Raw genomic sequence first — 23,461 nt, 5'->3', positions numbered from 1 at the left:
GGCTAGCTTGCCGGACGGGGCGGGCGCCGCGCGCGAAGCCGCGAGAGAGAGGAGCGCAGGGCCGTCAGACCCGATATCAAGATCATGACGACGCCGGATCTGCCCCGGCCTCCGGCGCTGGAATGCCTTCGCCTTGATGCCGCAGGCAAGATCGGGGGGGAGTTCCGCGGCGGGGTTGAGAAGCGGGCGACAAGGTGCGATAGGAGCAGGGCATAAAAGCGGAACTTGCCGATGAAAGAGCCCTCCGAAATCACCTCGATGGCCGAACTGCGGGCCGAGATCGACGCGCTGGATCTGCGCCTCGTCGCGCTGCTGGCCGATCGGGCGCGGTTCATTGACCGTGCCGCCGAACTCAAGCCCGCCGAGGGCATGCCCGCGCGCATCAAGGCGCGGGTCGAGGAAGTGGTGAACAATGCGCGCACCGCCGCCGAGGCGCGGGGGATGGACCCCGAGCTGATCGAGGCGATGTGGCGGATGATGGTGGAATGGTCGATCGCCCGCGAAGAGCGGGTTCTGGGCAAGGGAGACGGAATTTGAGCGCGAAGATCCTCGATGGCAAGGCGTTTGCGGCCAAGGTGCGGGCACAGGTCGCGGCCCATGTGGCGCGGCTGCAGGAGACGAACGGTCTGACCCCCGGTCTGGCCGTGGTGCTGGTGGGCGAAGACCCGGCGAGCCAGGTCTATGTGAAGAACAAGGGCATCCAGACCCGCGAAGTCGGGATGAAGTCCTATGAGCACAAGCTGTCCGCCGAGACCTCGGAAGCCGATCTGCTGGCCCTGATCGCGCGGCTGAATGCCGATCCTTCGGTGCATGGCATTCTGGTGCAGCTGCCGCTGCCGAAGCATCTTGACGCCGATCTGGTGATCAATGCGATCGATCCGGCGAAGGACGTGGACGGGTTCCACATCTCGAACGTCGGGCTGCTGGGCACCGGGCAAAAGGCGATGGTGCCCTGCACGCCCTTGGGCTGTCTGATGATGCTGCGCGACCATCACGGATCGCTGTCGGGGCTGAATGCGGTCGTTGTCGGGCGCTCGAACATCGTCGGCAAGCCGATGGCGCAACTGCTGCTGGCCGACAGCTGCACCGTGACCATCGCGCATTCGCGCACCAAGGATCTGGCCGAGGTGTGCCGGCGCGCCGATATTCTGGTCGCCGCCGTGGGACGCCCCGAGATGATCCCGGGCGACTGGGTGAAACCGGGCGCGACGGTGATCGATGTCGGCATCAACCGCATCGAGCGCGACGGCAAGGGCAAGCTGGTGGGCGACATGCATTTCGACAGCGCCGTTCAGGTCGCAGGCGCGATCACCCCGGTTCCGGGCGGCGTCGGGCCGATGACCATCGCCTGTCTTCTGGCCAATACGCTGACCGCCTGCTGCCGGGCACAAGGTCTGGCCGAACCCGAGGGCCTGACCGCCTGACCGCCTGCCTTCGGGCCCGGTTTCCTGCCTCGCGCCCTGCGCCGGTTCGCCGTGTGCACAATCACGGTTGCCTGTGCGCAGCGGCCTCGCTAGCATGTTGACATGGTTATGTTTTTGAATGGGGCGAGGGGCCATGCCCTCTTTTGTTCGTTTGCGCAAGTTCCTGCGCGCCTATGGTCGGGCGATGGCGCAGCCCGTCATTCCGGTGGTCTGGCTGGTGACCTCGATCTTCGGCATCGTCGCCAGCCCCTTCGGCACCGAGCACTTCCCGCTGACCGGCCGCGTCGCCTTCTGGCCGATCACCATCGGTCTTGGCGTGCTGGCGGGCGGTCTTTTGCGGGTGGTCGTGCGCGACTGCTGGGGCCTGCGCAGCTTCTGGCCCGAGGCGCCGCTGATCGCCGTTCTGGCCACGCTGGGGCTGACGCCGCTGTTCATCGGGCTCGCCCGGGCGGTGGCCGGGCCGGCGCAGCATGTGCCCTCGATCCCGGCGATGACGGGGTACATCTTCATCATGTCGATCATCACCTCGACGCTGCGGCATGCGGTGGCGGCGACCTGGCCCGTCGTGCCCGAGTCCGAACCTGTGCCCGAGTCCGAACGTGTGCCCGGGTCCGAACCTGTGCCCGGGTCGGGGGCGGGGGCAGCCCCGTCTGTTCCGGCCCCGCCCGACCGTGACGCCGCGGCGCGGCTGATGGCGCGGCTGTCGCCGGAGCTGCGGGCGCCGTTGATCCGGCTGCAGATGCGCGACCATTATGTCGAGGTCTTCACCGAGGCCGGATCGGAAACCGTCCTGTTGCGGATGGCCGATGCGATCTGCGCCGCCGAAGGGGTCGCGGGGCTGCAGGTGCACCGGTCGCATTGGGTGGCGCGGCAGGCGATCCGGGGCGTGATCCGGGCGCAGGGCAAGGTCAGCCTGGCTCTGCAGGACGGCACGCAGGTTCCGGTGTCGCGGGGCAATGCGCCCGCGGTTCTGGCGCTTGGCCTGAAAGAGATGCCGCCGCAGGCCGACAACGGTCCGCAGGCGCCGCAAGCCATGGTCGCGCGCTAGGCCCGGTTCGGCCTTGGCGGGGATCAGTGCAGGATCTCTTCCTCGCGCACGAACATGTTCGACCAGGCGCGGTCGATCAGCTCGGGGGACATCTGATAGGGGATGCCCTCGAAGTCGCAGATCGCCATCATCTGGTCGATCAGGAAGACCGGCTGATAATTCGCATAGACGTTGTTGATCGTCGGGTATTTCACCTTCAGCAGATGCACGAGCGCGGCTTCGCCCAGCGGCATGCCCCGCTTTTTCGCCACAAGCGAGAAGATCTTCAGGTAATCCGACTGGCTTGGCCCGTCGATCTTGATCTTGAAGAAGATCCGCCGCAGCGCCGCCTTGTCGAAGATCTGGTTCGGGTGGAAGTTGGTGGAAAAGATGACGAGCGTGTCAAAGGGCACCTCGAACTTTTCGCCCGATTGCAGCGCGAGGATGTCGCGGCTTTCTTCCAGCGGCACGATCCAGCGGTTGACCAGTTTCTGCGGCGGCTCGGCCTGACGGCCAAGGTCGTCGACGATGAAGACCCCGCCCGAGGCCTTCATCTGCAAGGGCGCGGTATAGGTGCGCGCGGTCGGGTTGTAGGTGAGATCGAGCATGTCGAGCGAAAGCTCCCCGCCGGTGATCACCGTCGGCCGGTCGCAGTACACATAGCGGCTGTCGAAGCGGTTGCCGGATTTGCGCAGGCTGGTCGGGTCGTCCACATCCTCGCTGGCGGCGGTGTGCACGATCGGGTCATAGACGACGATCACCTGACCGGCATATTCGACCGCGCGCGGAACATAGATCCGGTCGCCGATCGCGTCGCGGATGCCGTTCGAGATCGAGGATTTGCCGTTGCCGGGCGGGCCATACATCAGGATCGACCGCCCCGAGGAGACCGCGGGCCCGAGCTGGTCGATCAGCGTCGGCGGCAGCACCAGATGCCCCATCGCCCCCATCAGCTGCGGCCGGGTCAGCTGGATGTTGCGAATCGACTGCTTCTTCATCTGCACCGCATATTCGGCCAGCGGCACCGGCATCGCGCCGTAGTATTCCGACTGGGTCAGCGCATCGAGCGCGCGGGCCTTGCCGCCGTCGGTCAGCTGATAGCCCATCTCGCCGCCCGAATTGGCGTGCAGCGTGCCCATCGCCTCGATCAGGCGCTGGGCGCGGCCCATGTCGACCAGCTCCTGGGTCAGCGTGATCGGCAGGCAGATCAGCCTGGCAAGGCCGGTGACCGTGTCCATGTTGGTGCGAAACATGGTCTTGAGCAGGATGTCCCGCATCAGCACGGCACTCAGGCCGGTGTCGGCAAGGGACCGGGGCGGGGTGGGGGCGATCACGTTCGGGGCGATCATGTTCATCTGTCCTGCTCCGGCTCGCCGTTTTGGAACGTGTTGCTTCGGGATTCACAGCCGCATCCTGCCGGGCTATTGTGGCCAAAAATGGGAAAAGATGCGGAGAGGCCGGGATGACGGGCAGGTCAAACGCGGCGGCGGTGCTGCCCCTGACGCTGGGGCTGGCGCTTTGGGGGGCCGTTCTGGCGGCGGTGCCGCTTCTGGCCGAGGGGCTGATCGTCACCCAGCACGAGGGCGACACGCTGCATCTGGCCGATCTGGTGCTGCGCATGGCCGAAAAGGGGCAGATGCCGCATCGTGATTTCATGACGCCGCTCGGCATTGCCGGGCTTTGGCCGATTGCGGCTTTCGTGCAGGCGGGGCTGGGGCTTGGCCAGGCCTTTCTTGCGGCGCAGGCGGCGGTGGCGGCGGTGCTGTTCCTGCCGATCCTGCGCGCCGCGCAATCGCGTCTGCCGGGGGGGCTGGCCTGGATCTTCGGGGCCTATGTGCTGGGCATGGTGCTGGCGCTGGTGCATGGCGAGACGAAACCGCTGTTCTCGGTCTCGATGCATTACAACCGCTGGGCCTGGGCGATGGCCTATGTGGCGGTGGCGCTGGCGGTGCTGGAGCCGCTCGGGCCGCGGCGGGAGCGGCTGGATGGCGCCTTGATCGGGGCGCTGATGGCGGGGCTGGGGCTGATCAAGGTGACCTATGTCGCGGCGCTGGCCCCGGCGCTGGTGGTGGCGCTCTTGGCGCGGCGGGATCTGCGCACGCTGGGCGTGGCGGTGCTGTCGGGGCTTTTCGTGCTGGCCGTGGTGACGGCGCTGCTCGGTCCGGGGTTCTGGGCCGCTTATCTGCGGGATCTGCTGATGGTGGCGGGCTCGACCACCCGGGCGGCGCCGGGCGACAGTCTGGGCGCGGTGCTGATGGCGCCGAAACATATGGCGGCGACGCTGGTGGCTTTGGCGACGGTGATCTTTCTGCGCCAGTCCGGGCGGCGGGCCGAGGGGCTGGCGCTGCTCTGGCTGGTGCCCGCCTTCGCTTATGTGACTTATCAGAATTTCGGCAACGATCCGCAATGGCTGGTGCTGGTGGGGCTGATCGCGCTGGCCCTGCGCCCGGACCGCCGGGTCGACAACGGGCTGGGCTGGCCGCTGCGCGAGGTCTTGCTGGCGACCGGGGTTGCGGCGCTGGCGCTGGCGGCGGGGCCGATGGCCAATCTGCTCACCAGCCCGCTGCGCCATCCCCTTGCCGGGACGGCAGAGAGCGTGCCGCTGCTGTCCGCCCGGCCGCAGGATGCCGATCTGCAGGTGCTGGCCGCGCGCGTCTATCGGGTGCAGCAGAAGCAGGTGGCGGATGGGCCGGGACAGCCCTTTGCCGCCTATGCGGGCCGGGGCGAGACCGCCGCGACGCCGCGGGGACCTGCGGTGCTGAACGGCGAGACCCTGCCCGATTGCGAGATCCTGATGGGCTATGCCGCCTGGTTCGAGACCCTGGCCGCCGATCTGACGCAGGCGGGCTACGCGCGGTCGCGGGTGCTGGTGGCGGATCTGTTCTCGGCGCTGTGGCTTTACGGGCCGTTCGAGCCGGTCAAGGGCGCCGCGCCCTGGTATTACGGCGGCACGCCGGGGATCGCGGCCGCCGATCATGTGCTGGTGCCGCTGTGCCCCACCGGCCAGACGCGCCGCGACGAGATCGTGACGGCGATTGCGGAGGCGGGCTGGCGGCTGGTCGAGGAACGCCGGACCGCGACCTATATCCTGCTGCGGCCCGAGCGCCCGTAAGGGCGCGCGGGCGGGGGGCTTCGGGCGGGGCGCTCAGCGCACCCGTTCGACGACGTAATCGGCCAGATCGTCCAGCATCTGCCGCAGCGGATGATCGGGCAGCGCCGCGAGCGCCTTGCGGGCGGTGTCGGTCCAGCCGATCGCCGCAAGCCGCGTCGCTTCCAGCGTGCCGTGCTGCGTCATCAGCGCCATCGCCTGTTCCAGATCGCCGTCCTGCTGGTCGCCCTTTTCGATGACGCGCTTCCAGAAGGCGCGTTCCGTGTCATCGGCCAGCGCGACGGCCTTGATCACCGGCAGCGTCAGCTTGCGTTCGCGGAAATCGTCGCCGGTGTTCTTGCCGATCTCGGCCGATTTGCCGCCGTAATCCAGCAGGTCATCGACGATCTGGAAGGCGATGCCGAGCGCGTCGCCGTAATCGTAAAGCGCCTTCACCTGATCTTCGGGGGCGCCGCCGATGATGCCGCCGACCTCGGTCGCCGCCGAGAACAGCGCCGCCGTCTTGCCGCGGATCACCCGCAGATAGATGTCCTCGGTCGTGGCCAGATTCTGCGCCGCCGTCAGCTGCAGCACCTCGCCCTCGGCGATCACCGCCGACGCATTCGCCAGGATCTCCATCACCCGCATGTTGCCGGTGTCGGTCATCAGCTGGAACGAGCGGGCAAACAGATAATCCCCGACCAGAACCGAGGATTTGTTGTCCCAAAGCAGGTTCGCCGTCGGACGGCCGCGACGCTGGCGGCTTTCGTCGACCACATCGTCATGCAACAGCGTCGCGGTGTGGATGAATTCGACCGTCGCCGCCAGATGCACATGATAGGGGCCGCCATAGCCCACCAGCCGCGCCGCGGCCAAGGTCAGCATCGGCCGCAGCCGCTTGCCGCCCGCCTCGATCAGATGCGCCGTGACCTCGGGGATGCGGGGGGCATGTTCCGAACTCATCCGCTCGCGGATCAGCGCATTCACCGCCGCCATGTCCTCGGCCAGCGCCTGCGCCAGACGGTCGTGCGGTTTCGTCGCCTTGTCGTCGAGGCTCATCGGTCTTCCTTCCCAGTTTCCCGGCCCAATTTCCGTCTCGACAGGGGGACAAAGCTGCCCTTAAGTCGAGCGATGAAAGAGCTTCTGCGCACCACCGACCCGGTTCGGATCGCCATGGCGATGGCCCTTCTTGAGGGCGAGGGTATAACGGCCTTTGAGTGGGACGTCCACATGAGCATTCTGGACGGCAGCCTCGGCATTTTGCCGCGCAGATTGGCCGTGGCCGATGCGGAGTGGTTCCTGGCGCAGGCGATTTTGCGCGACAACGGGCTGTGGGAAGACTGAGGGCTGTGGGAAGAGTGATGTTTCCGCCCGAGGACTGCACCTTCGACCGGTTTCTGGACGGTCGGCTGACGGTGGCGCAACCGCGCCGGGGCTATCGCGCGGCGATGGATCCGGTGCTTCTGGCGGCCGCTTGCGGCGCAAAACCGGGGCAATCGGTGCTGGAACTGGGCTGCGGCGCCGGGGTGGCCAGCCTCTGTCTGGGCTGGCGGGTGCCGGGGCTGGTGCAGGCGGGGCTGGAGCTGCAACCGGCCTACGCCGATCTGGCGCGGCGCAACGCGGCGGCGAATGCGGCGACGCTCGAGGTCTTCGAGGGCGATCTGGCGCGGATGCCCGCGGCGCTGCGGGCGCGCAATTACGATCATGTGATCGCCAATCCGCCTTACTTTGCGGCCTCGGGCGGCACGGCGGCGGCGGATGCGGGCCGCGAACGGGCACAGCGCGAGGTGACGCCGCTGGTCGATTGGGTGCGGGCGGGGATGCGGCGGCTGCAGCCCGGCGGCTGGCTGACGCTGATCCAGAACGCCGACCGGCTGGGCGACATTCTGACTGCGCTGGCGGGGCAGGGGGGCGCGATCACGGTGCTGCCGATTGCGGCGCGGCAGGGACGCGCGGCGGGGCGGGTGATCGTGACCGCGCGCAAGGGGGGCAAGGCGCCGTTGCGGCTTCTGGCGCCCTTCGTGCTGCATGCGCGGCCTGCGCATCAGGGCGATGCCGAAGACCTCACCGATGCTGCGCAAGCAGTGCTGCGCTGCGGCGAAGCCCTGCCGCTAACGTCTTAATTCCGTGGCAATATTGTTCGGTGAAACCGGCTCATATTTTCGCGCGGCAATACGACAAGCGCGTGACAAGCGTTCGAAAACGTGCTGCAATCATCCTACCGAACAAGGAAAGAGGAGACTGCCATGTCCGTGAGTTCGCATATCGCTGAACTTCGCAAGAAACATCAGGCTCTGTCCGCGGAAGTCGAAGTGGCGCTTCGTACGCCCAGCTTCGATGACCTGCAAATCGCGGAGATGAAGAAACAGAAACTGCGGCTCAAGGAAGAAATCGCCCGGCTGGAAGGCGTGGCGGTCTGATTTCCGGTCCGGCCTGCGGGCCGGTCCCTAGCCTTGCCGACTGCCCAAAGCGGCCAGAAAGGCACCTGCAGCAATCATCGCGGCGGCCAGCACCAGACCAGGGGACGCTGCCGCGATCCCCGCCCCGATCAGCGCAAGCGTTGACAAAAGGGGCGCCGCATAGGACGCCGTTCCCAAGATCTGGATGTCGCCCCGCTTCACCCCCACATCCCATGTGTAAAAGGCCAGCCCGACCGGGCCCAGCCCCAGCGCGATGATCGCCCCCCAGCCGGTGGCGCCTGTGGGCCAGAGCGTCTCTTCCAGCGCCAGATGCGCCGCCGCCGACAGCACGGCCGTTGCCAGGCAATAGACCGCCACGGCCGCCGTGGGCACCGTGCCCATCCGGCGCGACAGCAGCGAATAGCCCGACCAGGTCAGCGCGCAAAGGAAGGCCAGCCCATAGCCCGGCAGCGATTCGGCGCTGGCGGCAATACCGCCCCGGGCAACGATCAGCGCCGCCCCGGCAAAGGCGATCACCGCCCCGAAAATATGCAGCCGGTTCAGCCGCTCGCCCGGCAGCAGGCCGGAAAAGACCACGATCAGAAGCGGCCAGAGATAGGCGATCAGGCTGGCCTCTGCCGGGGGGGCCAGACGCAGCGCCGAGAAATAGATCAGGTGATAGCCGAACAGCGCCGCGGTGCCGAAGGCATAGACCTTCCACGAGACCTGCCGCAGCACGGCGAATCCTTCCGTCGCGGCGACCCAGATCAGGCCGATGCCGCCGCCGATGGCAAAGCACAGCGCATTCAGTTGCAGGGGCGGCACTGGCGCCGAGGCCACGGTGAACAGTGCCAAGAGCGCCCAAAGCGCGACGGCCGAAAAGCCGATCAAGGTTGCCCGGTTGCGCGACATCTGACCCCCGAAATGCAAGAGGCCCGCAGGATGCGGGCCCCGAACCGTTTTGCCAAGGGCAAATCAGGTCATGTACTGGCCGCCGTTCGCGGTCAGCGTCGCGCCGGTGATGAAGCCCGCATCATCCGAGGCGAGGAAGACCACGCAGCGCGCGATATCGCCGGTTTCGCCCAGACGGCCGACCGGGATCGTCGCGATGATCTGCTCGCGGACCTTTTCCGGCACCGCCATCACCATTTCCGTGGCGATATAGCCCGGGCAGATCGCGTTGACGGTGATCCCCGCCCGCGCCCCTTCCTGGGCCAGCGCCTTGGTGAAGCCGATGTCGCCCGCCTTCGCCGCCGAGTAGTTCGCCTGGGCGAACTGGCCCTTTTGACCGTTGATCGAGGAGATGTTGATGATCCGGCCGAATTTGCGCTCGCGCATGCCGTTCCAGAGCGGATGCGTCATGTTGAAGATGCCGTTCAGGTTGGTGCCGATCACCTGATCCCACTGCTCGCGGGTCATCTTGTGGAACGGCGCGTCGCGGGTGATGCCCGCATTGTTCACCAGCACGTCGACCGGACCCAGATCGGCCTCGACCTGCGCGATGCCCGCGGCGCAGGCGTCGTAATCGGCGACCGACCATTTGTAGGTCTTGATCCCGGTCTCGGCGGTGAATTTCGCGGCGGCTTCGTCATTGCCGGCATAGTTCGCGGCGACGGTGTAACCGGCTTCCTTCAGCGCCAAAGAAATGGCGGCGCCAATGCCGCGCGATCCCCCGGTGACGAGTGCAACTCTGGACATGATTCCTCCTCAGATCATCCTTGTTGAAATGCTGTTACCTAAAATAAGCAGGGCGCGCAATATTGTTGCGCGCCCGTTTTTCGCATTTGCAGAAAAAAGTGAGACTCAGAGCCCTTCGAGGCACATGGCCACGCCCATGCCGCCGCCGATGCAGAGCGTCGCCAGACCCTTTTTCGCGCCCGAGCGTTTCATTTCGAAGACAAGCGTGTTCAGGATCCGGCAGCCCGAGGCGCCGATCGGGTGGCCGATGGCGATGGCGCCGCCGTTCACGTTCACCTTCGAGACGTCCCAGCCCATGTCCTTGTTCACCGCGCAGGCCTGGGCCGCGAAAGCCTCGTTCGCCTCGATCCGGTCGAGATCGGCGGCGTTCCAACCCGCCTTTTCCAGCGCCTTGCGTGAGGCCGGGATCGGGCCGCAGCCCATGATCGACGGGTCGAGCCCCGCGGTGGCATAAGAGGCGATGCGGGCGAGCGGCGTCAGACCGCGCTTGGCGGCCTCTTCTTCCGTCATCAGCAGCACCACGGCGGCGCCGTCGTTGATTCCGCTGGCGTTGCCCGCGGTCACCGTGCCGTCCTTGGTGAAGGCCGGTTTCAGCTTCTGCATCGATTCGAGCGTCGCGCCGTGGCGGATGTATTCGTCGGCGTCGACGACGATGTCGCCCTTGCGGGTCTTGATCGTGAAGGCGACGATCTCATCGACGAACTTGCCCGCCTTTTGCGCGGCTTCGGCCTTGTTTTGCGAGGCGAGGGCGAAGTCGTCCTGCATCTCGCGGCTGATCTGCCATTGGCTCGCGACATTCTCGGCGGTCTGGCCCATGTGATAGCCGTTGAAGGCGTCCCAAAGCCCGTCCTTGATCATCGAATCGATCATCTTCATGTCGCCCATCTTGGTGCCCGCGCGCAGATGCGCGACATGGGGCGACAGCGACATGCTTTCCTGACCGCCCGCGACGACGATCGCCGCATCGCCGAGCTGGATGTGTTGCGCGCCCAGCGCCACCGTGCGCAGGCCCGAGCCGCAGACCTGGTTGATGCTCCAGGCGGCCGATTCGATCGGCAGACCGGCCTTGATATGCGCCTGACGCGCCGGGTTCTGGCCCTGACCGGCGGTCAGCACCTGACCGAGGATGGTTTCCGAGACCTCCGCCTTGTCGATGCCCGCCCGCGCCACCACGGCTTCGATCGCCGCCGCGCCCAGCTCATGCGCGGGGGTGTTGGCGAAAGCGCCGTTGAAGCTGCCCACGGCGGTCCGGGCCGCCGAGACGATGACGACATTGGTCATGAATTTCCCTCCTCACAGGATTTCGGGCGCAAAGGCGCCCATTGCCGCTGTGCAGCATGCCGAAAGGCCGCAGGAGGTCAAGCAGATTTGGCAATATTAACGCCGGTTCGCGCAATTTTGTTGCGCGATGAAATCGAGGGCCCGGGCCGGGGGTCAGATCCCGGCCTTGTGGGTCGTGGGCGCTTTCCACGGCGGCATGATCGTCGGCGCGCCGAAATAATAGCCCTGCATGCAGTCGATGCCTGCCCGCGTCAGCCAAGCCGCATCCTCGGCGGTTTCGACGGCTTCGGCAACGGTGAACATGTCGAAATGCCGGGAAATCGACATCAGCGCCTGGGTCAGGATCTGGTTGTCGGGATTGCGGGCGATGCCGGTGATGAACTGGCCGTCGATCTTCAGGATGTCGAAGTAGAATTCGCGCAGATAGCGGAACGAGGTGTAGCCCGCGCCGAAATCGTCGAGCGCGAAGCAGATGCCTTTCGTCTGCATGTCCTGCATGAAGACCGAGACCAGTTCCGGCATCATCATCGCCGAAGATTCGGTGATTTCCAGAATCAGCCGCTCGCCCAGGCGGTCGTCCATCGCAAGGCCGCGGTTCAGGATACGCATCCAGTCCGGGTAACCGATCGAACGGGCGGACATGTTGACCGACAACCGCAGGCTGCGGTCCTCGGCCAGGGACAAAAGCCCCATTTCCAGCGCCAGACAGTCAAGCTTGCGGCCCATTTCGGTGGTTTCGGCGGCGCCGATGAAATCCTGCGCGGGAATCACCCGGCCAGTGTCGTCAAGTACCCGGATCAACCCCTCGTAAAAGGCGGGGCGGTCGGGGCGGAGGGTCTGCACGACGGGTTGAAAGGCCAGCACCACATCGCGGCGTTCCACGGCGCGGGTGACCATCGAGAGGGTTTCCCGGTCGCGCTGGGCAACGGCGAACGTCAGAGGATTGGAATCGGCCGGATCGAGCGGTTCGCGCAGCGACAGCGGAATTTTCGGCATCGGCCCCTCCATCAGGTACGAAGCCAGATTCCGCGATTTCGGCTAACAACAGGTAAAGCGCCGCAAGTTCCGTGCCGCGTGGTTAATGAGAACCTTTCCAGATAAACCCTCGGTTGTATACGTTTCGCTTACCTTGGCGGCTTATGGTTGTTTCAGTGTTCAGCTTCAGGGTAGTCATGACCGCGCCGACCGATCTTTCCAAATCGCAGGAGAACGAAGCCCCCTTCGGCTTCGATGAACTCTTTTACTCCCGCACCGACAAGCGCGGGGTGATCATTGCCGGCAACGAGGTGTTCCACCGGGTTTCGGGGTTCGAATGGTCCGAACTTCTGGGGGCCCCGCACAAGATCGTCCGGCATCCCGACACGCCGCGCGGCGTGTTCCGCATCTTGTGGAGTGCGCTCGGCGCCGGTCATCCGATGGGGGCCTATGTCAAGAACCGCGTCCGCAACGGCGATATCTACTGGGTCTTCGCTGTCCTGATGCCGGTCGACGGCGGCTTCCTGTCGGTGCGGCTGAAACCCTCGACACCGCTTTTCGAGCGGTTTCGCGATGTCTATACCAAACTCAGCGCGCGCGAACGGGCCGAACGGCTCGACCCCGAGGTCAGCGCCGGAGAGCTGCGCGCCCTTGCCCTGGCCGAGGGATTTTCCAGCTACACAAGCTACATGGCCTTCGCGCTCGGGCAGGAACTTGCGGCGCGGGATGCGCGGCTTGGCCGTCCGGCCGATCCGCGCACGCAGCGGCTGATCGACATGAACAAGTCGCTCGAACGGGTGACGCAGGAACAGACCAAGCTTCTGCGCAGCTTCGAGGCGTTGCAGTCGATCCCGAACAACATGCGTATCGTCGCCTCGCGGCTGGAACCTTCGGGCGGTCCGGTCTCGGCGATCTCGGAGAATTACAAGGCGTCGTCGCTGGTGATCTCCGAGCGGCTGCGCAGTTTCGTCGCCGGACGCGACAACCTTTGTGACCGGGTGTCGCGGCAGGCGGCCCGGGCCTTGTTCCTGCTCGGCTCCAACCGGGTGCTGAAGGAAATGAACGCCGGGTTCCGCGATGTCGCCCAGGTCGAGGGAATCGACTGGAACGTGGAACGCGCGCTGCTGCGCGAGCTTGAGGCCCGGTCCTACACCGACACGCGCGATGCGATGATGCGCGCCGTCGGCCATGCCGAGGAATTGTTTCGCGCCAGCGCCGAGATTCGCCGCCTGATGCTGGGGCTCGACACGATCCGGGTGCTCGGCCGTGTCGAATGCGGGCGGATGCGCGACAACAGCGGCGGGCTTTCGGCGACGATCGATCAGCTCGACATCTTCCACGCCGACATCAAGAACCGGCTCGAATCGATCATGCGCCTGTCGGAGGAGATCGGCTCCTCGATGAGCCAGTTCATGCGCGCCGAATCGCGCTGATCACTCGGCGCGCAGCGCCGCGATCACCGCTTTCGCTTCCGCGCTTGACCAATCGGCCGGGCCAAAGAGCTGCGCCACGATCTGCCCCCGGCGATCGATCAGGAACGAGGCGGGCAGGCCGGGAACCCCCAACGCCCGCGGCAGCCGTTCGGTCTCGTCGATCATCCGCGGCAGCTGGGTGATGCCCTGTTTCTCGAAAAACGCCCCCACCTTCGCCTGGGTGTCGCGATTGCTGGAGGCCACCGTCAGCACGGTGAAATCATCCCCGCCGATCTCGGCCTGAAGCGCCGCGATATCGGGCATTTCCTTGCGGCAGGGCGCACACCAGGTCGCCCAGAGGTTCAACAGCACCACCTTGCCGCGATAATCTGCAAGCCGGTGGCTGGTGCCGGTTTCATCGACGAAGGGGATCTCGGGCAGGGCCAACGGCTCGGTGAAGACGGCGAGTTTCTTCATCTCGCCCTGCTTCAGGGCCGAGAGGTCGGCGGCGGTGGCGGCATTTGCGCAAAGGGCAAGGGCCGTATAAAGGACGAACAACCGCAGCATGATGCCTCCGACGAAGGGCCTGACGATGACCGACGACACGAACTCCTCGAACGCCATGTGGGGCGGGCGCTTCGCCGCCGGTCCGGACGCGATCATGGAGGCGATCAACGCCTCGATCTCGTTCGACAAGCGGCTTTACGCACAGGATATCCGCGGCAGCCGGGCCCATGCGGCGATGCTGGCCGCGACGGGTATCTTGACGAATAGCGATGCCGAGGCGATCGGGGAAGGGTTGCTCACGGTCTTGTCAGAGATCGAGGCGGGGGATTTCCCGTTTTCGACCGCGCTGGAAGACATTCACATGAATGTGGAAGCGCGGCTGAAGGTTCTGATCGGCGAACCGGCGGGGCGGTTGCACACCGCGCGGAGCCGCAACGACCAGGTGGCGACCGATTTCCGGCTTTGGGTCCGCGATCAGGCCGATGCGGCGATCACTTCGCTCAGCGCGCTGATGAAGGTGCTGGTGGCACAGGCCGAACAGGGCGCCGATTGGGTGATGCCGGGCTTCACCCATCTGCAGACCGCGCAGCCGGTGACCTGGGGCCATCACATGATGGCCTATGTCGAGATGTTCGCCCGCGACCGGAGCCGCTTCGAAGACGCGCGCAAGCGGATGAACGAATGCCCGCTGGGCTCTGCCGCGCTGGCGGGCACGGGCTTTCCGATCGACCGGCACATGACGGCGCAAGCTTTGGGCTTTGACCGGCCGATGGCGAACAGCCTTGATGGCGTGTCGGACCGCGATTTCGCGCTGGAATTCCTGTCCTCGGCGGCGATCTGCTCGGTGCATCTGAGCCGTCTGGCGGAAGAGCTGGTGATCTGGTCCTCGGCGCAGTTCCGGTTTGTGGCGATGTCGGACAAATGGTCGACGGGCTCCAGCATCATGCCGCAAAAGCGCAACCCCGATGCGGCCGAACTCATCCGCGCCAAGATCGGCCGGGTGCTGGGCGCGGCCGTCGCGCTGTTCACCGTGATGAAGGGCCTGCCGCTCGCCTATTCCAAGGACATGCAGGAAGACAAGGAACAGGTTTTCGACGCCGCCGACACGCTGATGCTGGCCTTGGCGGCGATGACCGGGATGATGTCGGATCTGACGGTGAACACGGCGAAACTGGAGGCGGCGGCCTCCTCCGGCTTCTCGACCGCGACGGATCTGGCCGATTGGCTGGTGCGCGAGGCCGGTCTGCCCTTCCGCGACGCCCATCATGTCACCGGCTCGCTGGTGGCGCTGGCGGAGAAGAAGGGCTGCGATCTGCCCGATCTGAGCCTGGAAGAGCTGAAATCCGCCCATCCGGCGCTGACCGAGGCGGTCTATTCCGTGCTTGGGGTTCACAATTCGGTCGCCTCGCGGCAGTCTTACGGCGGCACCGCCCCCGATCAGGTCCGCGCCCAGGTGGCGCGCTGGCAGGGGCTTCTGGCCTGACATCGGAGGTTGCATGCGTATTCTTCTGGCCCTGTCGGTTCTGACCTTCGCCGCGAGCTGCGGCGTCGACGGCCCGCCGAAGCCGCCGCAATCCCAGACCCCCGGCATTTCGGTCACCGGCGAGGCGCGGATGGGCGTGGTGGGCGGGCTGTGAAAATCGCGCTGCCGCTGCTGCTCATTCTGCTTGCGGCCTGCGCCGGGCCGCGGGCGAATGTCCATGCCAATCCGGCCGGTCAGGTGACGACGGGGGTGTCGACCGGCGTAGGCCCGGTCCGGCTGGGGGTGAACAGCAACGGCCGCGGCACCGTCGGCACGCGGCTGGGCTGGCTGCATCTGGGCATGGGGCTCTGAGAGCGCTTTTCTTGACCGGGCCGACCGGCTAAGAACGCCCGAGGAACCGGAGGGCGCGATGGATCATTTTCTTTACCGCAATGGCGTGCTGCACGCCGAGGACGTGGCCTTGACCGAGATCGCGGCCGCCGTCGGCACGCCGTTCTACGTCTATTCCGCGGCGACCCTGACCCGGCATTTCCAGCTCTTCGATGCGGCGCTGGCGGGCACCGATCATCTGGTCTGTTTCGCGATCAAGTCGAATTCGAACCTTGCGGTGCTGAAATTGCTCGGCGATCTGGGCGCCGGGATGGATGTCGTCTCGGGTGGCGAATACCGCCGGGCGAAAGCCGCGGGCGTGCCGGGGGAGCGGATCGTCTTTTCCGGCGTCGGCAAGACGCGCGACGAAATCCGGCTGGCGCTGACCGGCGGCATCCGGCAGTTCAACGTCGAAAGCGAACCCGAGCTGCGGGCGATTTCGGACATTGCCACCGCGCTGGGCGTCACCGCGCCGATTGCCTTGCGGGTGAACCCCGATGTCGACGCGAAGACCCATGAAAAGATCGCCACCGGCAAATCGGAAAACAAGTTCGGCATTCCGATCGCCAAGGCCCGCGCGGTTTATGCCGAGGCCGCGAAACTGCCCGGGCTCGAAGTGATCGGCGTCGATGTGCATATCGGCAGCCAGCTGACTGACCTTGCGCCCTTTGAAGCCGCCTTCACCAAGGTCCGCGAGCTGACGCTGGCCCTGCGCGAGGATGGTCACAAGATCCGCCGCCTCGATCTGGGGGGGGGCCTCGGCATTCCCTATCACCAGCGCTCGAACGAGGCGCCGCCCCTGCCCACCGATTACGGCGCGATGATCCAGCGCGTTCTGGGCGATCTGGGCAGCGAGATCGAGATCGAGCCGGGGCGGCTGATTTCCGGCAATGCCGGGCTGATGGTGACCTCGGTGATCTGGCTCAAGGAAGGCGAGGGGCGGAATTTCCTCATTGTCGATGCGGCGATGAACGATCTGGTGCGGCCCTCGATGTATGGCGCGCATCACGACATCGTTCCGGTGATCGAGCCCGCGCCGGGCATCGCGCCGCAGCCTTTCGATGTCGTCGGCCCGGTTTGCGAAACCGGCGACACCTTCACCAAGGGCCGCGAGCTGCCGCCGATGGCCGAGGGCGATCTGGTCGCCTTCCGCTCGGCGGGGGCCTATGGCGCGGTGATGGCCTCGGAATACAATTCCCGCCCGCTGATCCCCGAGGTGCTGGTCCGCGGGGATCACTTCGCCGTCATCCGGCAAAGACCGAGCTTTGAGGAAATGCTGGCCCGCGATAGCATTCCGGAATGGCTCTGATCCCGTAGTCGGGGCCGGAAAGGACCGATGCCGCCGCCGCCGCCCCTTCCGGGCGACCCGCTCGCCCCGCTGGCCCGACCGATCGCGCTGACGCGGGCGGCGATGGTGACCGAACGGCTGCTGCGCGCCTTCTGGCCGCTGCTGACCTTGGCGGCGCTGACCTTCACCCTTTTGGCCTTTCGCCTGCCCGATTACTTGAGCGCGGGGCAATGGCCGGTGCTTGCCGGTTGTCTGGGGGTTCTGGCCGTCGTGCTGGCCGCGCCCGGGCTGCGCCGGTTCCGCATCCCCACCCGGGCCGAGGCGATTGCCCGGCTGGATGCGACGCTGCCCGGCCGCCCGCTGGCCGCGCTGACCGACACTCTGGCGCTGGGCGACACCGATCCGGCGACACGGGCGCTTTGGGCTTTGCACCGCGGCCGCATGGCCGAACGCGCCGCCGCTGCCCGCGCCCCCCTGCCCGCGCCCGAGCTGGCGCCGCGCGACCCCTATGGCCTTCGGATCTCCGCCCTGACCGGCGTCACCGTGGCGCTGATCTTCGGCGCGCCCCTGGCGATCTTCACCCCCGCCCGGCCGCCGCAGACCCCCGGCGCCGCCGAAGCCGCGATGGGCCCCGCCTGGGAAGGCTGGGCCGAGCCGCCGCGCTACACCGGCAAGCCGGGGCTTTATCTGAACGGCGTCGAGGGCGCGGAGCTGGTCCTGCCCGAGGGCACGAAACTCAGCTTCCGCTTTTACGGCCGGCCCGGGTCGGTGCCCTTCACCGAAACCGTCTCAAGCCCCGCCGCGACGCCCGAAAAGACCGACGGCGCCGAGGTGCAAAGCCTTGATCTGACGGCCCGTCGGTCCGGCGTGATCGAGATCGGCGGGCGGATGGGGCGCAGCTTCCGCGTCACGCTGCTGTCGGATGCCGCCCCCGCGGTCGAGCTGCCGCGGCTGGCCGAACGGCGCGCCGATGGCAAGCTGGCGCAGCCCTTCCACGCCACCGATGATTACGGCGTGGTCCGGGGGCAGGCGCAGATCAGCCTGGATCTGGCGGCGATCGACCGTCGTTACGGGCTGGCCCTTGCCCCCGAGCCGCGCCCGGATCTGACCTTCGATCTGCCGCTGCCGATCACCGGCTCGCGCGCCGATTTCACCGAAATGCTGACCGAGGACATGTCCGAACATCCGTGGGCGAACCTGCCGGTGACGCTCTCGCTGTCGGTCGAGGACGGGCTGGGTCAGACCGGCCGCAGCGGCGATCAGGGCTTCGAGCTGCCCGGGCGGCGGTTCTTTGATCCGCGGGCGGCGGCGCTGATCGAGCTGCGCCGCGATCTTCTGTGGTCGCGCGAAAACGCCCCCCGCACGGCCGCGCTTCTGCGGGCGATCCTGAACCGGCCCGAGCGCCTGTTTCCCGCGCCGCAGATGGCCGAGGCGCTGCATGCGCAGATCGAGCGTCTGGAGGGGGCATCCCTGACCCCCGAGGCCCGGGACGAGGTTGCCAAGACGCTGTGGGATCTGGCGAAACTGCTGGAAGATGGCGGTCTGGCCGATGCGCTTTCGGCGATGCAGCAGGCGCAGGAACGGCTGAGCGAGGCGATCCGCAACGGCGCCTCGAAGGACGAGATCGCCAAGCTGATGGCCGAGCTGAAGGAGGCCACCGACCGCTATCTGCAGATGCTGGCCGAACGCGCCACGGATCAGGAGCAGGGGCCGCAATTCGGCCAGAAGCAGGACAGCCAGCGCATCACCGGCGATCAGATCCAGCAGATGATGGCGGAAATCCAGCGTCTGATGGAAGAAGGCAAGATGGCCGAGGCGCAGGAGCTGCTTGATCAGCTGGCGCGGCTGATGGAAAACATGCAGGTCACCCAGGGCGAGGGCGGCGAGGGCGACATGCCCGGGGGCAAGGCGATGAAAGACCTTGGCCAGACCCTGCGCGACCAGCAGAGCCTGTCGGATGACGCCTTCCGGCAGATGCAGCGCAGCCCGCAACCCGAGGGCGTCGATCCGGGGTTTGAACAGCCCGGGCCGGGCGGGCCGCAGATGCAGCCGCAACCCGGGGAGCCGCCGCAAGCGGGCGGCGATGACCCGGGGCAAGGCCTGACGGGGCAGGATCTGGCCCACCGGCAGCATGCGCTGCGCCGGGATCTGGAACGCCAGCGCGGGTTGATGCCGCGGCTGGACGGCGAGGCGGCGCGACAGGCCGAACGGGCGCTGGAAGGGGCCGGGGATGCGATGGACGGCGCCGAACAGGCGCTGAAGGACGGCGATCTGGGCGGGGCGATCGATCAGCAGGCCGATGCGATCGAGGCGCTGCGCGAGGGCATGCGCCATCTGGGCGAGGCTCTGGCCGAAGAAAACGGCCAGGGCCAGACCGGCCAGGGCGCGCAGGGGATGGAGCGGCGCGGCGATGCGATGGGCGGGCACGGCGAACGCGAATTGCCGCGCGATCCCTTGGGCCGGGCGACGGGCGAGGGCAGCCGGATCGGCACCGACTCTGATCTTTTGAAGGGTGACGACATCTATCGCCGCGCCCGCGATCTGCTGGATGAAATCCGCCGCCGCAGCGCCGAGCGGCAACGCCCCGAGCCCGAAAGGGATTATCTGCGGCGCCTGCTGGATCGCTTCGCGGCGCCCTGAGCCGGGCGCCGACCGGCCGGATCAGCCCTGCGGCGTCTCCGCCTGCATCGCGGCGATCACCCCGCGCAGCTGCGCATCAAGCCAGATCCGCGCCGCATCCACCGTGGCGACATAGCTGTCCAGCAGCGGCGTCAGGGCAGGCACCCGCCCGCCCAGCTGCGGCGCATAGGCATAGACCAGCAGCGCCAGCGCCGAGAGCAGCAGCACCATCGAAAAGCCGAGCCGGAAACCCGAGCGGGTGTCTTGCTGCGCCTGCATCGGGCCCAGCGCGGCAATGTCGCCCGCGCGGTCGGCACTGGCGCGCAGGCTGGAATTGATCTCGTCGATGTCGGGCAGACGCTGGCGACGCGGCGCGCGCTCGGCGCTGTCCGAAGGGGCGGGATCGGGGCCCTCGGTCAGATCGGCGGGATGCCCGGTGTCGTCCCAGGAATTCAGATCGCTGAAATCGGGCACCCGGCGCGGCTCGGCCCGCAGCGACGGGGCGATGCGCTGCGGCTGCACCGGGGCGACCGCGGCGGGCGTTGGCGGCATCGGCGCGGGGGGCATCGGTGCGGGGGGGATGGGCGCGGGCGGAACCGGCGCGACCAGGGGCAGCACCGGATCAAGGTTCATTTCGTCCTGCGTTTCGATCCCCGTGCCCTCGGCGCGGCGTGCGGCGGCCTCGCGCTCGGCCTCTTCGCGCAGGATCGCCATCAGGTTCTCGTCCAGTGGCCGACGCGGAATGGCGCCCGCCCGCGGTGCCGGGCCCAGATCGCCGGAGGCCGGGTGAGGCGTCGGCGGGGGTGTCACGGCAGCGGGCGTCAGCGACCGCGGCTCCGGTTGCGCGGCTTCGGGCTGGGCGGTTTCGGGCGGTGCCGGGTCGGGATCCTCGGGCGGGGTCAGCGGATGGGCGCGCATCAGCTCGGCGATGGCCTGGGTCACATCGGCTTCGACCTCGGCCGGGTCGAGATCGGCGGGTTCGGGCTCGGGGTCCGCGGGAACCGAGGGCACGGCCCAGTCAAGCGCCTCGATCTCCGGGGCGGCGGCCTCGGTCCCGATCGGTGCGGCGGGTTCGGCTTGGGCCGGTTCGGCTTGGGCCGGTTCGGGCCGGGGCGCAGGCTCTGGTTGCGGCGCAAGCTCAGGCGGGGGCGCAAGCTCCGGCCAGTCTTCGGGCTCCGGTTCGGGCCAGGCCTCGGGCTCGGGGTCGGCTGCGAGGTCGGTGTCGGCGGCGCGGTCCGGCAAAGCCGCAAGCTGCGGTTCCGGCGCCCCCGGGGCGGGTCCGTCCGCCGCCGCATCCAGCATCTGACGGCTGGGCTGGAACCAGGTCTGGCCGCAGCCGGAACATTGCACATCGCGCCCCGCGGCGGGAATGACCACGTCATCCACCTCGTATTGCGCACCGCATCTTGGGCAGATCAGCCGCATTCGGTTCCGAGCCTCGCCCCTCGCTTGCCATTCTGGCCTTTTCTACCAGCTTGTTGTAGCAAGCAAAGAAACAAACTCCAATAGTTTGAGTGTGTCGCAGGTGCTACCCGCAGAGGTGGCAACACGGGAGGGGCCGCGCAGTGATCGAATTGCAGGATGTTGCCGTCGGCTATGGCGGAAGCGAGCTGCTGGCGGAGATGACGCTGAAGCTGGTGCCGGGGTCGTTTCACTTCCTGACCGGGCCTTCGGGCGCGGGCAAGACGACGTTCCTGAAACTGTGCTACGCCGAGCTTCTGCCCTCTTCGGGGTTCATGGGGCTTTACGGTCAGGACGCCCGCACGATGGGCCGCGACGACATCGCCCGGATGCGCCAGCGCATCGGCGTCGTGCATCAGGACTGCCAGTTTCTCGATCACCTGTCGGTGGCGGAAAACGTCGCGCTGCCGCTGACGGTGTCGGGGCGGCCGATCGACGGGATGGAGCTTGCCGAGCTGCTGGCCTGGGTCGGGCTGAAGGCGCAGATGAACGCGCTGCCGCCGCAGCTTTCGGGCGGCGAGCGGCAAAGGGCGGCCTTGGCGCGGGCGATCATCACCTCGCCCGAGGTGATTCTGGCCGACGAGCCCACCGGCAACCTGGATTGGGAAATGTCGCTGCGGTTGTTGTCGCTGTTGATGGAGCTGAACAAGCTGGGCAAGACCGTGCTGATCGCGACGCATGATCTGAACCTGATCCGGCAGGCCAAGGCGCAGGTCTCGGCGCGGGTGCTGCGGATCGCGAACCGGCGGTTGCAACTGGCGGGGGCGGATCTGTGATGCGGTTCAATCCCTTCGGCTCTGAATTGTCGACCGCCGACCGGGTGGTGCCGCCGACCGGCTTCACCGCCAATCTGACCGTGCTGACCTCGGCGGCGATGGCCTTTCTGGCGGTCTTTGCGCTGGCCTTGTCGCTCGCCTCGGGGCGGCTCGCCGATCGCTGGTCCGAGGCGCTGGCGCGCTCGGCCACGATCCGGATTTCGGCGCCGCCCGATCAGATGGAAACGCAGTTGCGCGCGGTGCTGGATGCGCTGGAAACGACGCCCGGCGTGGCGAGCTATCGCGCCATGGACGAGGGCGAGATGCGCAAGCTGCTTGACCCCTGGTTCGGGCCGGATCTGCCGGTGGACACCTTGCCCTTGCCGAAACTGGTCGAGCTGACCGAGACCGGGCAGGGCATCGACGCCGAGGGGCTGCGGCTGCGGCTGGCGGCCGAGGCGCCCGGGGCCGTGCTCGATGACCACACCCGCTGGCGCAAGCCGCTGATCGCCGCGGCCAGCCGGTTGCGGCTTCTGGGCTGGCTCTCGCTGGTGCTGATCGGCGGCGCGATGGCGGGGATGATCACGCTGGCCGCACAGGCGGCCCTTGCGGCGAACGGCCAGGTGATCCGAACGCTGCGGCTGGTGGGGGCGCAGGATGCCTTCATCGCCGGGGCTTTCGTGCGTCGTTTCACCAAGCGCGCGGGGGCGGGGGCGACGCTTGGCACGGCCTTGGGCATGGCGGCGGTGGCGGCGCTGCCTGCGGCCGATGCGGCGGGCGGCTTCCTGACCGGGCTTGGGTTCACCGGCTGGGGCTGGCTTTGGCCGCTTGCATTGCCGGTGCTGGCTGCGCTAGTGGCCTTTGGCGCCACCCGCGCCGCGGCGCTGCGCATGCTCAGGGGAATTCGCTGATGATCGTTTTGCAATATATCCGTTCGGTTCTGTTCATCGCGCAGATGTATCTGATGCTGGCGGTCTATGCCGTCTTCGGGCTGCCCTATGCGCTGATCGGCGGGCGGTCTGCCGCCATCCATGTCTGCCGCGGCTATTGCAAATGGGTGTGCTGGACCGCGGGCTGGATGGTCGGCATCAAGACCGAATACCGCGGCGAGATCCCGCAAGGTGACGTGCTGATCGCCGCCAAGCACCAGAGTTTCTTCGACATTCTGATGATCTATGCGGCGATCCCGCGCGGCAAGTTCATCATGAAGCAGGAGCTGGTCTGGACCCCCTTTGTCGGCTGGTATGCCTATCTGATCGGCTGCGTGCCGGTCGATCGCGGCAAGCGCGGCGCGGCGATCAAGGGGATGCTGGAGCAGGCGAAGAACGCGCGCTTCGCGGGCGGGCAGCTGGTGATCTTCGCGCAGGGAACCCGCGTCGCGGCGGGGGTGAAGAAGCCCTACAAGATCGGTGCCGGGGCGCTTTATGCCGAACTTGGCCTGCCCTGCGTGCCGGTGGCGACGAATGTCGGCGTGTTCTGGCCGCGCAAGGCCGTCCTGCGCAAGCCCGGGCTGGCGGTGGTGGAATTCCTGCCCACGATCGCGCCCGGCATGCCGATGGGGGATTACATGAAGGTGATCGAGGCGCAGATCGAAACCGCCTCGGACAGCCTGATGGCCGAGGCCGGGCTGAAGATCGGCTGAGGTCTGGGCCGTTCGTGAATGCGAAAGGGCGGC

Annotated in this window: 24 protein-coding genes; 16 read left to right on the top strand and 8 right to left on the bottom strand. The window is 67.2% G+C overall.

All coding sequences use genetic code 11. The features are described from left to right. Positions 1-231: 231 nt before the first annotated feature. The 3 genes from FBT96_RS07830 (at position 232) to FBT96_RS07820 (ending at position 2,472) form a co-directional block, all read left to right on the top strand. Complete coding sequence (locus tag FBT96_RS07830; protein WP_136905751.1) at positions 232-537, top strand: chorismate mutase; 306 nt, start codon at positions 232-234, stop codon at positions 535-537. After that, on the top strand, positions 534-1,424 hold the full coding sequence (folD, locus tag FBT96_RS07825) for a bifunctional methylenetetrahydrofolate dehydrogenase/methenyltetrahydrofolate cyclohydrolase FolD (protein WP_136905750.1): 891 nt from the start codon (positions 534-536) through the stop codon (positions 1,422-1,424). Before FBT96_RS07830 ends, folD begins: the two co-directional genes overlap by 4 nt. A 133-nt stretch (positions 1,425-1,557) precedes the next feature. Further along, on the top strand, positions 1,558-2,472 hold the full coding sequence (locus FBT96_RS07820; RefSeq protein ID WP_136905749.1) for a LytTR family DNA-binding domain-containing protein: 915 nt from the start codon (positions 1,558-1,560) through the stop codon (positions 2,470-2,472). A gap of 23 nt (positions 2,473-2,495) precedes the next feature. Here FBT96_RS07820 and FBT96_RS07815 read toward each other — a convergent pair whose 3' ends face one another. Next, positions 2,496-3,806: an ATPase gene (locus tag FBT96_RS07815; RefSeq protein WP_136905748.1), complete on the bottom strand. Its 1,311-nt coding sequence runs from the start codon at positions 3,804-3,806 to the stop codon at positions 2,496-2,498. Between the two features lie 107 nt (positions 3,807-3,913). Here FBT96_RS07815 and FBT96_RS07810 point away from each other — a divergent pair, with 107 nt between their 5' ends. Continuing rightward, positions 3,914-5,563: a hypothetical protein gene (locus FBT96_RS07810; RefSeq protein ID WP_136905747.1), complete on the top strand. Its 1,650-nt coding sequence runs from the start codon at positions 3,914-3,916 to the stop codon at positions 5,561-5,563. Positions 5,564-5,596: 33 nt separating this feature from the next. Here FBT96_RS07810 and FBT96_RS07805 read toward each other — a convergent pair whose 3' ends face one another. Further along, positions 5,597-6,598, bottom strand: coding sequence for a polyprenyl synthetase family protein (locus tag FBT96_RS07805; protein WP_136905746.1), 1,002 nt, complete (start codon positions 6,596-6,598; stop codon positions 5,597-5,599). Between the two features lie 72 nt (positions 6,599-6,670). Here FBT96_RS07805 and FBT96_RS07800 point away from each other — a divergent pair, with 72 nt between their 5' ends. The 3 genes from FBT96_RS07800 to FBT96_RS07790 all read left to right on the top strand — a co-directional run bounded on the left by FBT96_RS07800 (position 6,671) and on the right by FBT96_RS07790 (position 7,959). Next, positions 6,671-6,883 (top strand): putative signal transducing protein, encoded by a 213-nt coding sequence (locus tag FBT96_RS07800; RefSeq protein WP_136905745.1) that lies wholly within the window; start codon positions 6,671-6,673, stop codon positions 6,881-6,883. A gap of 17 nt (positions 6,884-6,900) precedes the next feature. After that, complete coding sequence (locus tag FBT96_RS07795; protein WP_136905744.1) at positions 6,901-7,662, top strand: tRNA1(Val) (adenine(37)-N6)-methyltransferase; 762 nt, start codon at positions 6,901-6,903, stop codon at positions 7,660-7,662. Between the two features lie 123 nt (positions 7,663-7,785). Continuing rightward, positions 7,786-7,959 (top strand): YdcH family protein, encoded by a 174-nt coding sequence (locus FBT96_RS07790; RefSeq protein WP_013068878.1) that lies wholly within the window; start codon positions 7,786-7,788, stop codon positions 7,957-7,959. Positions 7,960-7,986: 27 nt separating this feature from the next. On the opposite strand, the gene yddG is transcribed toward FBT96_RS07790, so the two are convergent. The 4 genes from yddG to FBT96_RS07770 all read right to left on the bottom strand — a co-directional run bounded on the left by yddG (position 7,987) and on the right by FBT96_RS07770 (position 11,913). Further along, positions 7,987-8,850 carry an aromatic amino acid exporter YddG gene (gene yddG / locus FBT96_RS07785; protein ID WP_136905743.1) on the bottom strand — a complete coding sequence of 288 codons (864 nt, stop codon included), beginning with the start codon at positions 8,848-8,850 and terminating at the stop codon, positions 7,987-7,989. A gap of 63 nt (positions 8,851-8,913) precedes the next feature. Further along, complete coding sequence (phbB, locus tag FBT96_RS07780; RefSeq protein ID WP_136905742.1) at positions 8,914-9,636, bottom strand: acetoacetyl-CoA reductase; 723 nt, start codon at positions 9,634-9,636, stop codon at positions 8,914-8,916. A 105-nt stretch (positions 9,637-9,741) separates the two neighbouring features. After that, positions 9,742-10,917, bottom strand: a complete 1,176-nt coding sequence (locus tag FBT96_RS07775; protein ID WP_136905741.1) for an acetyl-CoA C-acetyltransferase — start codon at positions 10,915-10,917, stop codon at positions 9,742-9,744. 153 nt (positions 10,918-11,070) lie between these two features. Further along, on the bottom strand, positions 11,071-11,913 hold the full coding sequence (locus FBT96_RS07770) for an EAL domain-containing protein (protein WP_136905740.1): 843 nt from the start codon (positions 11,911-11,913) through the stop codon (positions 11,071-11,073). A 176-nt stretch (positions 11,914-12,089) separates the two neighbouring features. Here FBT96_RS07770 and FBT96_RS07765 point away from each other — a divergent pair, with 176 nt between their 5' ends. Continuing rightward, positions 12,090-13,325 (top strand): PAS domain-containing protein, encoded by a 1,236-nt coding sequence (locus FBT96_RS07765; protein ID WP_136905739.1) that lies wholly within the window; start codon positions 12,090-12,092, stop codon positions 13,323-13,325. On the opposite strand, the gene FBT96_RS07760 is transcribed toward FBT96_RS07765, so the two are convergent. After that, complete coding sequence (locus tag FBT96_RS07760) at positions 13,326-13,871, bottom strand: TlpA family protein disulfide reductase (RefSeq protein ID WP_136905738.1); 546 nt, start codon at positions 13,869-13,871, stop codon at positions 13,326-13,328. It abuts the gene before it with no gap. 25 nt (positions 13,872-13,896) lie between these two features. Here FBT96_RS07760 and argH point away from each other — a divergent pair, with 25 nt between their 5' ends. From argH to FBT96_RS07740, 5 genes are read left to right on the top strand one after another with little or no spacing between them, the layout of a single operon-like run. Next, positions 13,897-15,294, top strand: coding sequence for an argininosuccinate lyase (argH, locus tag FBT96_RS07755; protein WP_136905737.1), 1,398 nt, complete (start codon positions 13,897-13,899; stop codon positions 15,292-15,294). Between the two features lie 13 nt (positions 15,295-15,307). Then, complete coding sequence (locus tag FBT96_RS20640) at positions 15,308-15,448, top strand: hypothetical protein (RefSeq protein WP_169583301.1); 141 nt, start codon at positions 15,308-15,310, stop codon at positions 15,446-15,448. Further along, entirely contained in the window at positions 15,445-15,645 is a 201-nt protein-coding gene (locus FBT96_RS07750; protein ID WP_136905736.1) for a hypothetical protein, read from the top strand. The genes FBT96_RS20640 and FBT96_RS07750 overlap by 4 nt, the downstream gene beginning before the upstream one ends. 58 nt (positions 15,646-15,703) lie before the next feature. Further along, positions 15,704-16,972: a diaminopimelate decarboxylase gene (gene lysA, locus FBT96_RS07745; RefSeq protein ID WP_136905735.1), complete on the top strand. Its 1,269-nt coding sequence runs from the start codon at positions 15,704-15,706 to the stop codon at positions 16,970-16,972. 27 nt (positions 16,973-16,999) lie between these two features. Beyond that, the gene (locus FBT96_RS07740; protein ID WP_136905734.1) at positions 17,000-19,591 is read left to right on the top strand and encodes a DUF4175 domain-containing protein; all 2,592 of its coding nucleotides are present in this window, start codon (positions 17,000-17,002) and stop codon (positions 19,589-19,591) included. A gap of 21 nt (positions 19,592-19,612) precedes the next feature. On the opposite strand, the gene FBT96_RS21040 is transcribed toward FBT96_RS07740, so the two are convergent. Further along, on the bottom strand, positions 19,613-20,995 hold the full coding sequence (locus FBT96_RS21040) for a zinc-ribbon domain-containing protein (RefSeq protein WP_136905733.1): 1,383 nt from the start codon (positions 20,993-20,995) through the stop codon (positions 19,613-19,615). Positions 20,996-21,135: 140 nt separating this feature from the next. Here FBT96_RS21040 and FBT96_RS07730 point away from each other — a divergent pair, with 140 nt between their 5' ends. From FBT96_RS07730 to FBT96_RS07720, 3 genes are read left to right on the top strand one after another with little or no spacing between them, the layout of a single operon-like run. Beyond that, entirely contained in the window at positions 21,136-21,807 is a 672-nt protein-coding gene (locus FBT96_RS07730; protein WP_013068865.1) for a cell division ATP-binding protein FtsE, read from the top strand. Continuing rightward, entirely contained in the window at positions 21,807-22,697 is an 891-nt protein-coding gene (locus FBT96_RS07725) for a cell division protein FtsX (protein ID WP_136905732.1), read from the top strand. Before FBT96_RS07730 ends, FBT96_RS07725 begins: the two co-directional genes overlap by 1 nt. Then, positions 22,697-23,428 carry a lysophospholipid acyltransferase family protein gene (locus FBT96_RS07720; protein WP_136905731.1) on the top strand — a complete coding sequence of 244 codons (732 nt, stop codon included), beginning with the start codon at positions 22,697-22,699 and terminating at the stop codon, positions 23,426-23,428. Before FBT96_RS07725 ends, FBT96_RS07720 begins: the two co-directional genes overlap by 1 nt. The last annotated feature ends 33 nt before the right edge of the window (positions 23,429-23,461 follow it).

This window comes from Rhodobacter capsulatus, from assembly GCF_005144475.1.
GTDB classification, from domain to species: domain Bacteria; phylum Pseudomonadota; class Alphaproteobacteria; order Rhodobacterales; family Rhodobacteraceae; genus Rhodobacter; species Rhodobacter capsulatus_C.
This window is presented reverse-complemented; position numbering and strand designations above follow the sequence as displayed.